Here is a 14,700-nt window from a genome sequence, read left to right as displayed (position 1 = left end):
GTTATGATAATAGGTAATCATTAGTTACGAACAATTTTATTCTAGAAGAATGATCATTTAAATAGAAAAAGCATGCTGAACCATTGAGGTGAAGAGATGAAAAAAGGAAAATGGAGTTTACAGACAACGATCACGCTTTTTGTCTGTGCTGTTGTTGCTCTTTCATTACTAATAACCGATTTGCTTATCAGCCGAACAGTTGCTGAAAGCATTGAGGATAGCCAAGCTGAAAAAGCAGGAAATGCTGCCCGAATGGTGGCAAGTTCGCCGCTAGTGATTCAAGGATTGAGCGGCAGAGGGGATGAAAAGGACATACAGACATTTGCAAATAACATACAAGCTGTTACAAACGTACAATTTGTAGTCGTAATGGATATGAAGGGAATCCGTAAATCTCATCCTGACCCAAATAAGGTAGGAAAGCGGTTTGTTGGAGGAGATGAAAAGGCGGTCTTAGCAGGAAAAGAGCATGTTTCGATTTCAAAAGGCACGTTAGGCCATTCCTTGCGTTCGTTTACCCCGGTATTCGATGAAAGCGGAAAGCAGGTAGGAGCAGTAGCGGTGGGCATATCTCTTGAGAAGGTCAATGAAGCGGTTGAAAAAAGCCGCTGGGACATTTATGCAGGGACGATTTTTGGCATCTTAACCGGAATTGTCGGAGCAGTCATTTTGGCCAGATATATTAAAAAGATTTTATTTGGGCTTGAGCCGATTGCAATTGCAAAGCTGCTTAAGGAGCGAAGTGCCATGTTACAATCAGTTCGCGAGGGGATTATAGCGGTTGACCAAGATTCAAGGGTTACTCTTATTAACAAGGCCGCATTAGGGATTTTGCAAAAAGCTGGCTTAAATGAAAATCCGATTGGAAAAAAGATCGATGATTATATGATTACCTCAAGGTTAAGCAGAGTTTTGCAAACAGGACAAGCTGAATTGGATGAAGAACAAAACATAAAAGGTGTTGCATTGCTGGTTAATCGTGTTCCTGTGCTTGTCGAAAACAAGATTGTTGGTGCTGTTGCAACATTTCGTGATAAAACGGAAATCAGCCAGCTGGCTGAGCAGCTAACAGGTGTACGGTTATACGCTGAGGCGCTTCGGGCACAGTCGCACGAATTTATGAACAAGCTCCATGTCATACTTGGTATGGTCCATATGCGTCAATATAATCAGCTGGCTGATTATATTAGTGTAATCGCAGACCATAGCAAAAACGAGGTTGGTTTTATCACAAGAAAAATGAAAGATCCCGTGCTGGCCGCCTTTTTACTCGGGAAGCTGAGTTATGCAAGGGAGTCAGGTGCTGAGCTTGTTTTCAAATCAGAATATCAATTGCCTGAACCTGAAGATGCAAGCATTACTCATGAATTGATTACGATTATTGGTAATCTCATCGATAACGCCATTGAAGCAGTTGAAAGCAGCACGTCCAAACAAATAGAAGTGGAGTTTGATTATGCCGATGAAATCTTGACAGTTGAAGTGAAGGATACCGGAATCGGAATAGTTGAAGAGATACAAAACCATATCCTTGAAAAAGGTTTTTCCACCAAGGGAGAGGATCGTGGATTTGGACTTTACTTAGTAAACAAGAGCTTAAAAAAACTTGGCGGAGAATTGGACATTTCCTCAAAAAAAGGACAAGGAACGATGTTTGCTGTTTACATTCCATATAAAAGCAAAGGTGATGCAAAATGATTCGTGTCATGATTGTAGAAGACGACCCGATGGTGGCAGAATTTAATAAACGTTACTTGGAACAAGTAGGAGGCTTTGAATTAGCTTCTGTTTGTTTTTCAGCTGAGCAGGCAATCTATGAATTGGAGAAGGAAAGAGTCGATTTATTGTTATTGGATATTTTTATGCCTGGCAAACATGGACTGGATTTGCTTTCATATATACGAGAAAGTGAAAAGAAAATCGATGTAATTGTTATTTCGGCTGCATCTGATATCGAAAGAATTCAAAAGGCCTTAAGGCTGGGGGCTGTCGATTATTTAATTAAGCCATTTGAATTTGAACGTTTTCGTGAGGCATTAGCAGCATATCAGGAGAAAGCAGCTTTTATTCAAAATCAGCAAGTCCTTAATCAGGCGGAATTGGATCAGCAAATTTTGCGTAAGGAAGAAAAACGGCTTCCAGAAGAATTACCGAAAGGGTTGACAAAAGATACATTAAACATCATTTGGAATGTGATCACGAGTATAAAAACAGGTCCATTTTCAACAGAAGATGTGGTAAGTCGTACAGGAATTTCAAGGGTATCGGTTCGAAAATATTTGAAATTCTTAAAAGATATTGGCGTACTTGACGTAAAAGTGATTTATGGAACGATCGGAAGGCCGGTTTATCAGCATGAATATATTGAAGAAAAAAGCAATATCATCAAACAATATTTGTAAGCAGTCATTCGGCTGCTTACTTTTTTTAATGACAAAAACACTTACATAAGTTACAAAAACTATTTATGTTTCGACAAAACGACTAACATAGAGTACAAGAAAAAAGGAGGTCATCAACATGGAATCAGTAAAAAAGTTGGAAACGCTTCACATAATAGAGAAAAAAGAAGAGAAAAGAGGATTGCTAGAACGGCTCAAACAACTCAAGGTAGGGGTCATCCCGTTGCCGCTTTACTTAGTGCTGGCAGCTATTATTTATGCAGCATCTGTCTATAATCAACTTCCGCCAGATATGATCGGAGGCTTTGCGGTCATCATGGTAATGGGAATTTTACTTGGGGATCTTGGTATGAAAATCCCGATTTTAAAAGATATTGGGGGACCGGCGATTTTAGCTCTGTTAGTTCCTTCTATTCTAGTATTTTATGACCTGTTTAATCCAGCTTCACTGGAAGCGGTCACAACTTTAATGAAAACGTCAAACTTTCTTTATCTATATATTTCTTGTTTAGTTGCAGGGAGTATTCTTGGGATGAATCGCAGTGTTCTTATTCAAGGATTCACAAGAATGTTTATTCCACTAATCCTAGGAACCCTTGCATCTGTTGCGGCAGGAGTATCGGTAGGATCCTTGTTTGGATATGATATGAAGCACACGTTCTTTTATATCATTGTCCCGATTATTGGTGGAGGAATTGGTGAGGGGATTTTGCCGCTTTCGCTGGCTTACTCGCAAATTCTAGGCGAGCCTGCAGAAGCGTTTGTTTCGCAAATGATTCCAGCAGCAGTGATTGGCAATATCGTTGCGATCATTTGTGCAGGATTAATGAAAAACTTAGGTGAACGAAAACCGGAGCTTTCCGGAAATGGCGTACTCGTCAAAACAAAAGGCGGAGACGGGTTGAAAGAAGATACGACGAGTAAAGTGCCGATTGATTTTTCGTTAATGGGAGCAGGATTGTTGATAGCTTGCAGCTTCTTCATTTTTGGGGCACTTGCCCATAAGTTCCTGGGGATTCCGGGTCCTGTCTTGATGATTGTAGCTGCAACATTAGTTAAGTGCCTTCAACTAATACCTGCCAAAATGGAACAGGGTGCTTATCATTTATACAAATTTGTTTCCACAAGCTTAACGTGGCCGCTTATGGTTGGGCTAGGTATCCTTTACATTCCGCTTGAGGATGTTGTGAAGATTGTCACTCCGGCTTATGTTGTTGTTTGTACAGCTGTTGTGGTTGCAATGGTCGGTACGGGCTATAATGTCGGAAAATTCATGAAAATGTATCCGGTTGATTCAGCCATTGTAACGGGATGCCATAGCGGTTTAGGAGGAACAGGAGATGTTGCGATTTTGTCTGCCTCCAACCGTATGTCATTAATGCCATTTGCTCAAGTGGCGACAAGACTTGGCGGAGCGTCTACGGTTATCATCGCAACGCTTTTAATGAAGTTATTAAGCTAATAAATTAAGAAAATAAGCAGGAAAAAGTACAGGAATCAAAATTCATTTTTTAACTTTAAAAGGAGATACATGAAATGCCAACTTTACGTGAAGAAACAATCAAGATGCACAAGGAAAATCAAGGAAAGCTTGGTGTTCATTCAAAGGTTCCCGTCCGTAATACAAAGGACTTAAGTCTTGCGTATTCTCCAGGCGTAGCAGAGCCATGCTTGGACATTTATAAAGATGAGAGTAAAGTATATGAGTATACGATGAAGGGAAATTTGGTTGCCGTTGTCTCAAACGGAACTGCCGTACTTGGTTTAGGTAATATCGGACCAAAAGCAGCCATGCCTGTTATGGAGGGGAAAGCATTACTGTTCAAATCATTTGCTGATGTGGACGCATTTCCGATTTGTTTGGATACAACGGACCCGGATAAAATGGTAGAAGTTGTGAAACTATTAGAACCAACGTTTGGCGGATTGAATTTAGAAGATATTGCAGCACCTCACTGTTTTGACATTGAGGAACGATTACGAAAGGAATGCAATATTCCGGTTTTTCATGATGACCAGCACGGTACAGCGATTGTAACAGCTGCCGGATTAATCAACGCGTTAAAATTAGCGAATAAAAAAATTGAAGATATTCTCGTTGTTGTAAACGGTGCAGGTGCTGCGGGAGTCGCAATTGTTAAGCTGCTTCTTCATATGGGTGTAAAAGATGTCATTTTATGTGATACAAAAGGAATCATTTATGAAGGCCGTCCAGTGGGCATGAATTCCTTTAAAGATGAAATGGCTCAAATGACAAATAGCGAACAAAAACAAGGTCTGTTAGCAGATGCGCTTGTCGGAGCGGATGTATTTGTGGGAGTGTCAGTTGCAGGTGCTGTCACAAAAGAAATGATTCAGTCGATGAATCAAGATCCAATCATATTCGCCATGGCCAATCCAGTACCAGAAATTATGCCGCAGGATGCTAAAGAAGCTGGAGCACTTGTCGTTGGAACAGGCCGTTCTGATTTTCCTAATCAGGTCAATAATGTCCTCGCATTCCCCGGGATTTTTCGAGGTGCGTTAGATATTCAAGCAAAAGAAATTAATGAAGAAATGAAGCTAGCTGCTGTTTATGGGATCGCTGGACTGATTGCAGAGGAAGACTTACATCCCGATTATGTCATTCCAAATCCATTTGATCCAAGAGTAGCAGCTAATGTAGCAGCATCTGTTGCTTATGCTGCAATGGAAACAGGTGTTGCGCAAAAACATGTGAATTTTGAAGAGATTAAAAAGCGTCTAGAAAACCTTGCAGTAGAAGCTTTTGTATAAATGATCACTTGCACTTATAGAGGGTGTCTAAAATGGGGCTGATTCCTGTTCTGGCACCCTCTATTTTTGTAGAAAATCAGCTAATTACAATTTATGTCCCCTCATCAATCGAATGTTAAGATACATTCTGTAAAGATAGTTCATCGTATTTTAGGCAAATGTTTAGTCCTAAGACAATAGTGGAACATAATATAAAATTGCAGGAAGAAGGATCTGCAATCTTATTATGATGATAAATATCTTATATAGTTTAAAAATAAATAAAGTATAGGATGTATGTTTTATAACTGTACTTTTAGGAAGGGATCGTATGCTTATTACTTTTTTACTTGAGAACTTACCCGTTATTATCTTATTAGCAATCACAATGCATGGTTCAATACTTAAAAATTCATTACAAAAGAAGAAAAAAGAATCGAATTAAGGGTTGAATTCTAAATTAACACTCTTATTACGATACCTCCTGATTTGATTAGGAGGTATTTTTTGTTGTTAAAACAATAATGTATACAGCGGAACTGTTATAAGTGAATCACTGATTTATCGGACAAAGAAATTGCAAAATAAAAAATCATAACATACTTCTTAAATTACATGCTTGTACATAGATTTATAGTAAAAAAATTAAAAGGTGATTTATATTTTCCAGAAGATAGCTGCTATTCTAATAGGTAGTTTATTGATAAGCATTGGAATAAATGGTTTTTTAGTTCCACATCATTTGTTAGACGGGGGAATTACAGGAATAGCTCTTATATTGCATTATTACTTTAATTTCCCAACTGGTTTAGCTATGTTTCTCTTAAGCATACCTCTTTTCATCTATGCGTGGTTCTATAAACGAACATATTTTTTTAATAGCTTTTTAGGTTTAATTGCTACTTCTATAATGATTGATTGGTTAACGCCTTTAAGAACTCAATTTTTGCTTTCTATCTATATCAGTGTCATATTAGGTGGAGCAATTATTGGAATCGGAGTAGGAATCATGCTTCGGTATAAAACAAGCACGGGAGGAACCGACTTGTTAGCCCAATTTATATCAGATTCTATTTCTGTCAATATAGGTGTTATTATTTTAATTATTGACGGCTTAATACTAACAGCGGGGTTTAATATGTTAGGAATAAAAGCATTCCTTTTTTCTTCCGTAAATATTTGTATAATTGGAATCATTACGTCAAAGATTGCAAAGCCAAATATCTTTTTGGAATAAATACCTTTGAGCGAGGTCAAGTTATGTAGCTCTAAATATCAATTGCATGTATTAATAGTGAAAAGGAACTATACCCAAAAAAGTGGAATAGTTCCTTTTCCTATTATAATAAACTTGATATGTTAAAAATCATGGAACCATTCTGTTTGACAAATTATTTAGAGTAAAGGAAACAAATGAATTAGTAAATGGTTAACAACTAGTTTTCTAGTCTCTGTAATTCTGATATTATTTTATTAATAAAGTTTTTTGAGGGAATGTTGGTATTTAGATATAACAATAACTTGATTAGTAAGGTGAAGGTGTATGGAAGAACAAAAATTGTCGAGAGGTCTTAAAAACAGGCATGTACAACTAATCGCCATTGGCGGGGCAATTGGAACGGGGTTATTTCTTGGAGCAGGGAAGTCTATTCATTTGGCCGGACCATCGATCTTATTTGCTTATTTAATTACAGGGGTCATTTGCTTTTTAATCATGCGTTCCCTTGGAGAACTTCTTTTAACTAATTTGAATTATCATTCTTTTGTTGACTTTGTAGGAGACTATTTAGGCAATATGGCAGCGTTTATTACAGGCTGGACTTACTGGTTTTGCTGGATTTGCATTGCCATGGCCGATTTAACTGCTGTTGGTCTATATACACAGTATTGGTTCCCTAGTGTACCACAGTGGTTACCAGGATTTATTGCCCTTGTTATTTTGTTAATAATGAATCTTGCAACCGTTAAACTGTTTGGTGAAATGGAATTCTGGTTTGCATTAATTAAAGTAATTGCAATTCTCGCACTAATTGTAGTTGGGATTTTCATGATAATAAAAGGGTTTTCCACAAATTCCGGCACATCCAGCTTCGCGAATCTGTGGAGCCACGGAGGCATGTTCCCAAATGGCATGAATGGGTTTATCCTTTCATTCCAAATGGTCGTGTTTGCGTTTGTTGGCATTGAACTCGTAGGACTTACAGCGGGAGAAACAAAAGATCCTGAAAAAGTAATCCCAAAAGCGATCAATAATATCCCGATTCGAATTTTGATTTTCTACATCGGTGCACTTCTTGTCATTATGAGTATTTATCCTTGGAGTGCCATTAATCCTGCAGAAAGCCCATTTGTTCAAGTTTTCATGGCGATTGGTATCGTTGCAGCTGCAGGTATCGTCAATTTTGTTGTCCTAACATCTGCAGCTTCTGCTTGTAATAGCGCTATATTTAGTACAAGCCGGATGGTTTATTCTCTTGCCAAAGAAAAGAATGCACCTGTTTCATTTGCAAAGCTTACTTCACGTAAAGTACCTTCCAATGCATTGTTCTTTTCAATTGCCGTCATTCTAATTGGCGTTGTTTTGAACTATGTGATGCCTGAAGGAGTCTTTACGCTGATTACAAGTATTTCTACCGTATGTTTTATTTACATATGGGGAATTACTGTTATTTGTCATTTAAAATACCGTCAAACAAGACCGGATCTTGCGAAAAAGAATAAATTTAAAATGCCGCTTTATCCATTTTCCAATTATTTGATCCTAGCATTTCTAGCATTCATTCTAGTCGTGCTGGCACTGGCGGAAGATACCCGTGTTGCCTTATTCGTTACACCTGTTTGGTTTATTTTATTGGTTGCGATTTATAAAATGCGGAAACCTAAGGAGAATTATGCGGATCAGGTAAAAGAGGAAAAAGCAGTGGGAAATTAAGCAATAACATGAAAAAAACAGAATCTTTCTAATTTAGAATAAAGAGTGTTAACTTTCAGGAAGAAAGGACAGAGAAGGGTAGATGAAACCAAGAAACTACTCTTGTCTGTCCTTTTTTGCATGGGGCAGAATGTGTCGTAAATTTTAGAAGAAGTGTCGCTTTTCTTACATCCATTAACAATGAACATGCTCAAGCTTAGTAAAAGAAAGGGTATAATAAAAACATGGAAACAGACACTAAACATATTAATCATGATATGGAACGAGAATACAAAGAAAGAGAGGAGATATGATGACGAACGAGAAAAGTGAAGCAGGATGGAACCTAGATAACAGCTATGCTCAGCTGCCGAAAATATTTTTTACCAGCCACAATCCAACCCCAGTAGAGTCACCAAAGCTAATCATACTCAATAAACCGTTGGCAGTATCCTTGGGATTGAACGATAAAGAATTGGAAAGTGAGGAGGGGGTGGAGGAGTTTGCTGGCAACAGGCTTCCAGAAGGTGCTTCACCGCTTGCGCAAGCATATGCAGGGCATCAATTCGGGCATTTTAACATGCTTGGGGATGGGCGGGCTTTACTGCTTGGCGAACAGATCACTCCTGAAGGAGAACGGGTTGATATTCAGCTAAAGGGATCAGGGAGAACGCCTTATTCCCGCGGGGGCGATGGGCGAGCTGCGCTTGGACCGATGCTGCGCGAATACATCATCAGCGAAGCGATGCATGCCCTTGGGATTCCGACCACGCGCAGCCTTGCAGTTGTCACGACTGGTGAGCCCATCTACCGGGAAACGGAAGTGCCTGGTGCGATCCTAACTCGCGTGGCTGCCAGTCATCTGCGCGTCGGCACCTTTCAATTTGCAGCACAATGGGGCACAGTCGAACATCTCCGGGATTTGGCTGATTATACATTGCAACGGCATTATCAGGACGTTCCCGCTGATGAGAACCGCTATCTTCGCTTGCTTCAGGAAGTGATCGAGCGCCAGGCTGCACTGATTACGAAATGGCAGCTAGTTGGCTTTATTCATGGCGTAATGAATACCGACAATATGACGATAAGCGGAGAGACGATTGATTACGGTCCATGTGCGTTCATGGATACTTATGACCCGGCAACCGTCTTTAGTTCAATTGATAGGCAAGGCCGCTATGCTTATGGAAATCAGCCATACATTTGCGGATGGAATCTTGCACGATTTGCTGAAACATTATTGCCGTTGCTGCATGACGATGAGGAAAAGGCTCTTGAATTGGCTCAGAATGAGATTTCTCATTTTTCGAAGCTGTATCAGGCTAATTGGCTTGAGGGAATGAGAGCTAAGCTGGGAATCTTTAATGAAGAGAAAGAGGATGAAGCCCTGATTGAAGATCTCCTCAAATTGATGGAAAAGCATCGTGCGGATTTTACAAATACCTTCCGTGCGTTAACGATTGAGCAACATGAGGGATCAGACCTGTTTGGAACCGAAGAATTTGCACAGTGGCATGAGTGGTGGCAGGCAAGACTGGGCAAGCAGCAGGAATCGAAGGAATCCTCACTTGAATTGATGCGGAACTCTAATCCGGCGGTTATTCCTCGTAACCACCGGGTAGAAGAAGCTCTCGATGCTGCAGTGCAACAAGGAGACTATAGTGTGATGGAACGGCTTCTTAATGTTTTATCAAAACCATACGACCACTCTCCTGAACAGATTGAATATTGCACTCTGCCTGCGCCTTCATCCCGACCGTATCGAACATTTTGCGGCACATAATAAATGAAGAACAATGTGGCTGTCTTTAAGGGGTCTGCTCTTCCACAACTATCAATATATATAGTGATATAGACTGATGAAGATCCTATATATTGTGTTGGAGGAGCTGGCCTTTTTTGAGTCAGCCTCATTTTTTGCAACATTTCCCAGCGGAATGGATTAAATCTTAAAGAAAAACAAAATTGTGTCGATATAAATGGTAGATATTGATAACTTAAATGTTTTACTTTTAAGGATTAATTTAGCGGTTGCTGATGAAGCATTGTAATAAAAGAAGGAATCAGATCGTAACGGTTGCCTCTTTCAAACTGCTAAAAGGTTGACATTATCATATTAGAAAAGAGGAACTCTCAATAATGTTCACCAAACAGTTAGAAAACAAAGTAAACAAGTTTATGAGAATACTGGATGCTCGTGATCCATATACCGCTGGCCATTCCGAGCGGGTTGCAAAATATTCCATTTGGATTGCAAAAAAACTGAGTCTGGATGATAATGCATGCAGTGAGCTATACAAAGCGGCCTTGTTACATGATATTGGGAAAATTGGCATTCCCGATCAGATTCTTCTAAAACCAGATCGGCTAACAGAAGAGGAGTTTGAGATCATTAAACAGCATCCTAGGATTGGAGCCTCAATTCTATCAAATATGGAACCGAAAGCTTCGATGGTTTATGCGATTCAAACAGTCAGGTCACATCATGAAAGAATGAATGGAACGGGGTATCCGGATCAGCTAAAGGGGGATGATATTCCGCTTTTCGCAAGAATTGTCGCGGTTACGGATTCATTTGATGCAATGACAACCCCTCGATCCTATAGCACTCAATTATCTTATCGAGAAGCCGCTGCAGAGCTCATTCGCTGTAAACATACTTTGTTTGACGCAAAAATCGTTGATTCGTTCACAGAAATACTTGAAAAATGTGATTATCAGATTGTAAACTATGAAATTGAATTTGGCGAGGGGTTATTGTGAGTTGATATGGCAACAAAAGAAGGTCAGATCCCTCAAACACCGTAAATATCATAAATTTAGATGTTGGAGGATCTGACCTATGTGCATCAAATACATCTTTTTGAACTGTATTTTATTCCCTTTGTCATTTTTGTTTGTTTACTATTCAGTTTGCGTATCGGTATTTTGTTCTGTATTAAAAGGATTTCGACCTTCCATGCCTTTTGGACCGCCGCCATCTCCGCCAAATCTCCCGGCAGGTGCCTCTGTCACACCAGATTCATCAAGATATGTGATGATATCAGATAGTGTAAATGTGATCGGTTGTGTGCCATCTTTATATTGTGCTGAATCATACAAGCCATCTTTATTTTCTCCGCTTAAAGCTCCGCCTGAACTAATTGTATAGGACTGGTCATTTTGCAGGTCTGGTGTACTGATGAGAATGGTTTGGTATTGCTTTTCAGGTGCAATGGCAAAGACTTGTTTACCTTTCTGATCTGCTACATAGACGGATGTTCCGGCTTCTTGGAACTCGGAGAAAGTCATCATCACCGCGTTTTGTGTTGAATCCTCTGAAATTCCTTGGGCCATGCCGCTGCTGCCTGCAGCAACTAAAATGCCTTCTTCCATCATGTAGGACTCCGTATAATCCAGCGAACCATTTCCAGATGAGGTAGGTCCGTATACAAGCACCGTCCCACCGGTCTGTTTAATTGCAGTATTTGAGTCGAGGCCATCACCATTTGCGTAAACATATAGGTAGCCTCCTTCAATTATTAATTGACTATCTTCCGTTGATTCTTCACCAGCTGTTTCTTCTTTAGCTGCCGCTGTTTCTTCCTCGGCTGAAACATTCATACCCATCCGGGGCATTTCCGCATCACTGCTGCCTCCATTAACATTTACGCCATCATCTTCTGAATGAACATAAATGTTGCCATCAGCGACTGTAATATTTTCGCCTTCAATACCTTCTAAGCTTTTTTCAATATCGATGGTTCCGCCGTTAATAGCTACGTTTGCACCACCGTGAATACCATCATCTCCAGTTGAAACCTTGATTTTGCCTCCAGCAATGGTTAGGTTTTTATCACTATGAAGAGAGTCTTCGAGAGAGTCGATGGTAAATGTTCCTCCAGCAATGGTCATCTCAGTGCCTGCTTTTATCCCTTTTGTGCTAAATGTATCCTCTGATTCTGTATCTTCCGTCGTTTCTTCCGCATTCATTTGCGGCGGCTCACCACCTGCTGCCATGGCACGGGACGCTTGCAATTGTTCTTGAATCTCGGGATAATTTTGTAAAATCGTTTGGATCTCCTCAAAGCTTTTTGCATTTTGAAGCTGTTCTTTTATTTCATCAGAAACCTCTATTCCCGCTAACATACGTTCGATCATTGTTGACATATCCTCAGTGGTTCCCATAGGACGATCCATTGGCTGTTCAGCACTTTCAATTGTTTCCGGGCTTCCTCCACCTGCAATAATCGAATATTCTCCGTCTATAACGGTAACAGCCTTTTCAGCTTGTATGCCATCACCTTTTGCTTGAACCGTTACCGAACCGCTTTCCAAAACAATGTTTCCTTTCGATTCGTTCTCATCATTCGAGGCTTTCAAACCATCACCGGTTGCTGTTACCGAGATCGCAGCATCCTTTACAGCTAATAAGTCACGGCCGACAAAACCATCATCAGCAGATGTAACCTCAATCGTTCCGCCTGTAATTTTTAAATCGTCACGACTCGTAATGCCGTCCTTGAAATTGCCTGTTACGTTTAACTTACCAGATCCATTGATCGTTAAATCGTCTTTACTAAAGATGGCCGCTTCTGGCTCATCTGTTTCACCATCTTCATAAACGTATTCTTTTCCATCAGAAAGGGTATTCTCAGTGTCCTTTTCAAGAGACAGCACGGTCTTATCTGCCTGTTTTACATAAATAGGTGCACTTGTTGAGGAGTGAATCTCTGCGCCATTTAAAATAAGTCGAACCGTGCCGGCATCCTCTGCATCGACCACAATTTGACCATCCTCTAGTGTTCCCTCTACAACATAGGTTCCTGTTGTACGAATCAATATTTGTGAATCCTCAACAATGACGCCATCATTTTCTTCCACCGTTGCCGTTGTTTCCTCTAAACGAATATAGGTTACATTTGAATCTTGCCAGCTGGTATACGTATCATCGCTGTCATATGTGACGAGATTACTAGCAAGCTCAGCTGCATTTGTCCTGCTGCTCGGATTGCTGCTGCAACCACTGGTGATAATGGCAAGACAAGCGAATAGAGATAAAAACCTAGTCATACTTTTGTTCATTTTATTAACCTCCTTTGTTAAAACTTTGCGTTTGATGGGAAAAAGAAGGGGCTAATATCCCCTTCTTATGCTGTAAAGTTACCATCATAACTTAGCATGACGGCAGAATGAACGCCTTGGATGGCTGAAAGCTCGGATGCAATCTTGGCATCGTTTTCTTTTACACGAATTTCATATGTGACTTCCATTTCATGATCTTGAATAATTGATTTTGATTTTAACGAGAATTTTTTTGTTTTTTCTTTCATGATGCTTTCAATTTGTTCCCCGACAGCATGTTGATCATATTTCACAACCAATAGGTAAGGGTTGTCCACTTTGATTTTATTTGCGAATAAAAGAATAACAAGCCCAATAAGGACAGAACCGACAGCAGATAATAATATGAATCCTGCACCGCTCAAAATACCGGCAATAACGGACCAAAATAGATAAACTAAATCCATTGGGTCTTTAATGGGTGTACGGAAACGAACGATTGATAACGCTCCAACCATACCAAGTGATAATAATACGTTTTGGCTGATTCCCATGATGACTAACGCCGTTGCCATTGTCATAATGATTAGTGAAATATTGAAGGAATGTGAGTAAATTACACCGTTAAAGGTTTTTTTATAAATGGCGTAAATAAATAACCCGACTAAAAACGCTACGCCAATCCCAAGCAGGGAATCAATAATAGAAAATGAGGTTGTTTTCTCTATAAAACTTGATTTGAAAATATCTGAAAAATTAGTAGTATCCATTTTTTTCTCTCCTATTATGTTTTTTAACCATACATGCGGCTTAATTGATATTTTGAATAGGCTTCTTGCCTTGTGTCTGACAGCTGAAGTAAAAGTTTAATAGAATCTGGCAAGTATTCATCATATTTTACTTCCAAGATGACCAGATTTGGTTCAAGCACATCTACCATTGGTAAATGTTTATTGAACATATCTGTATTTTGTAAGCTTGATTGAACCTTTGTATCAAAGGTGATTCGAACATTTCCATAAGGGTACATTAATGCTTCACGTTCATAGTCAACCACTGTCTTCGGTTTAATTTGGTGATTTTGCATTTCAAAAAATAAATCGCGAATAAGGGCTCGTTCGTCTTGATTCATCCAGTGAACGTCACCGGTCCGCATTTTTTCAAATTCTGCTCGTGTTATTTTGCATTTTGATTTGTATGTCAAATTATTTCGTTTGCTTTTTCGCTCAAGATTGATGACATCATCTTTTTTCTCATAAATGCGAACACGGTATTTATCCCTTTTTAGGAACCCTTCCTTTTTCTCGTTCAAAATTTTATTATCAAAATTATCGAAGTATGTTGAACGAATCAAATATTTCCCATTTGCACCAGCATTGGCATCTCTTTTCATAAAATGCAGCAGTTTACGACGCAGCACGTGATATTCTGCCACCGAAATCGCATGTTTAAGCTCTTTGCGACCCTTCGGATTAAATGAGGTCTGAATCGGCATTTTCATTTCCTCCCTTTTATCATTTTTATACCCATTCCTTTCGCTTCGCTCAAGGCACAAAACGTAATGAAATAAGTTTTGTACCTCGAGCGTCT

General features: G+C 39.5%; 11 protein-coding genes. 8 read left to right on the top strand and 3 right to left on the bottom strand.

Annotated features, from left to right (window positions below; genetic code table 11):
* The first annotated feature begins 96 nt into the window (after positions 1–96).
* The 8 genes from dcuS to Q1B07_RS19390 all read left to right on the top strand — a co-directional run bounded on the left by dcuS (position 97) and on the right by Q1B07_RS19390 (position 10,830).
* A complete protein-coding gene (gene dcuS / locus Q1B07_RS19425) occupies positions 97–1,698 on the top strand; it encodes a DcuS/MalK family sensor histidine kinase (RefSeq protein WP_299093301.1) in 1,602 nt (533 codons plus the stop codon).
* Positions 1,695–2,402, top strand: coding sequence for a response regulator (locus Q1B07_RS19420; RefSeq protein WP_299093303.1), 708 nt, complete (start codon positions 1,695–1,697; stop codon positions 2,400–2,402). The genes dcuS and Q1B07_RS19420 overlap by 4 nt, the downstream gene beginning before the upstream one ends.
* 118 nt (positions 2,403–2,520) lie before the next feature.
* Positions 2,521–3,864 carry a 2-hydroxycarboxylate transporter family protein gene (locus Q1B07_RS19415; RefSeq protein WP_299093304.1) on the top strand — a complete coding sequence of 448 codons (1,344 nt, stop codon included), beginning with the start codon at positions 2,521–2,523 and terminating at the stop codon, positions 3,862–3,864.
* A 74-nt stretch (positions 3,865–3,938) separates the two neighbouring features.
* A complete protein-coding gene (locus Q1B07_RS19410; RefSeq protein WP_299093305.1) occupies positions 3,939–5,177 on the top strand; it encodes a malic enzyme-like NAD(P)-binding protein in 1,239 nt (412 codons plus the stop codon).
* 640 nt (positions 5,178–5,817) lie between these two features.
* A complete protein-coding gene (locus Q1B07_RS19405; RefSeq protein WP_299093317.1) occupies positions 5,818–6,393 on the top strand; it encodes a YitT family protein in 576 nt (191 codons plus the stop codon).
* A 306-nt stretch (positions 6,394–6,699) separates the two neighbouring features.
* The gene (locus tag Q1B07_RS19400; RefSeq protein WP_299093306.1) at positions 6,700–8,088 is read left to right on the top strand and encodes an amino acid permease; all 1,389 of its coding nucleotides are present in this window, start codon (positions 6,700–6,702) and stop codon (positions 8,086–8,088) included.
* Between the two features lie 292 nt (positions 8,089–8,380).
* Positions 8,381–9,850: a YdiU family protein gene (locus Q1B07_RS19395; protein ID WP_299093307.1), complete on the top strand. Its 1,470-nt coding sequence runs from the start codon at positions 8,381–8,383 to the stop codon at positions 9,848–9,850.
* Between the two features lie 356 nt (positions 9,851–10,206).
* Positions 10,207–10,830, top strand: a complete 624-nt coding sequence (locus Q1B07_RS19390) for an HD-GYP domain-containing protein (protein WP_299093309.1) — start codon at positions 10,207–10,209, stop codon at positions 10,828–10,830.
* A 141-nt stretch (positions 10,831–10,971) separates the two neighbouring features.
* Here the strand turns inward: Q1B07_RS19390 and Q1B07_RS19385 are convergent, their stop codons facing one another.
* The 3 genes from Q1B07_RS19385 to Q1B07_RS19375 all read right to left on the bottom strand — a co-directional run bounded on the left by Q1B07_RS19385 (position 10,972) and on the right by Q1B07_RS19375 (position 14,605).
* Positions 10,972–13,131 (bottom strand): carbohydrate-binding domain-containing protein, encoded by a 2,160-nt coding sequence (locus Q1B07_RS19385; RefSeq protein ID WP_299093310.1) that lies wholly within the window; start codon positions 13,129–13,131, stop codon positions 10,972–10,974.
* Positions 13,132–13,196: 65 nt separating this feature from the next.
* Entirely contained in the window at positions 13,197–13,880 is a 684-nt protein-coding gene (locus tag Q1B07_RS19380; RefSeq protein WP_299093312.1) for a DUF4956 domain-containing protein, read from the bottom strand.
* 23 nt (positions 13,881–13,903) lie between these two features.
* Positions 13,904–14,605, bottom strand: a complete 702-nt coding sequence (locus Q1B07_RS19375; protein ID WP_366945237.1) for a polyphosphate polymerase domain-containing protein — start codon at positions 14,603–14,605, stop codon at positions 13,904–13,906.
* Positions 14,606–14,700 lie beyond the last annotated feature (95 nt).

The sequence above is a fragment of the uncultured Metabacillus sp. genome (assembly GCF_947503125.1).
GTDB lineage: Bacteria > Bacillota > Bacilli > Bacillales > Bacillaceae > Metabacillus.
This window is presented reverse-complemented; position numbering and strand designations above follow the sequence as displayed.

Bases quoted from the DNA above. Each gene is read 5' to 3' on its own strand.
- dcuS (WP_299093301.1), top strand. From the start codon at position 97: ATGAAAAAAGGAAAATGGAGTTTACAGACAACGATCACGCTTTTTGTC.
- Q1B07_RS19420 (WP_299093303.1), top strand. From the start codon at position 1,695: ATGATTCGTGTCATGATTGTAGAAGACGACCCGATGGTGGCAGAATTT.
- Q1B07_RS19415 (WP_299093304.1), top strand. From the start codon at position 2,521: ATGGAATCAGTAAAAAAGTTGGAAACGCTTCACATAATAGAGAAAAAA.
- Q1B07_RS19410 (WP_299093305.1), top strand. From the start codon at position 3,939: ATGCCAACTTTACGTGAAGAAACAATCAAGATGCACAAGGAAAATCAA.
- Q1B07_RS19400 (WP_299093306.1), top strand. From the start codon at position 6,700: ATGGAAGAACAAAAATTGTCGAGAGGTCTTAAAAACAGGCATGTACAA.
- Q1B07_RS19395 (WP_299093307.1), top strand. From the start codon at position 8,381: ATGACGAACGAGAAAAGTGAAGCAGGATGGAACCTAGATAACAGCTAT.
- Q1B07_RS19390 (WP_299093309.1), top strand. From the start codon at position 10,207: ATGTTCACCAAACAGTTAGAAAACAAAGTAAACAAGTTTATGAGAATA.
- Q1B07_RS19385 (WP_299093310.1), bottom strand. From the start codon at position 13,131: ATGAACAAAAGTATGACTAGGTTTTTATCTCTATTCGCTTGTCTTGCC.
- Q1B07_RS19380 (WP_299093312.1), bottom strand. From the start codon at position 13,880: ATGGATACTACTAATTTTTCAGATATTTTCAAATCAAGTTTTATAGAG.
- Q1B07_RS19375 (WP_366945237.1), bottom strand. From the start codon at position 14,605: ATGCCGATTCAGACCTCATTTAATCCGAAGGGTCGCAAAGAGCTTAAA.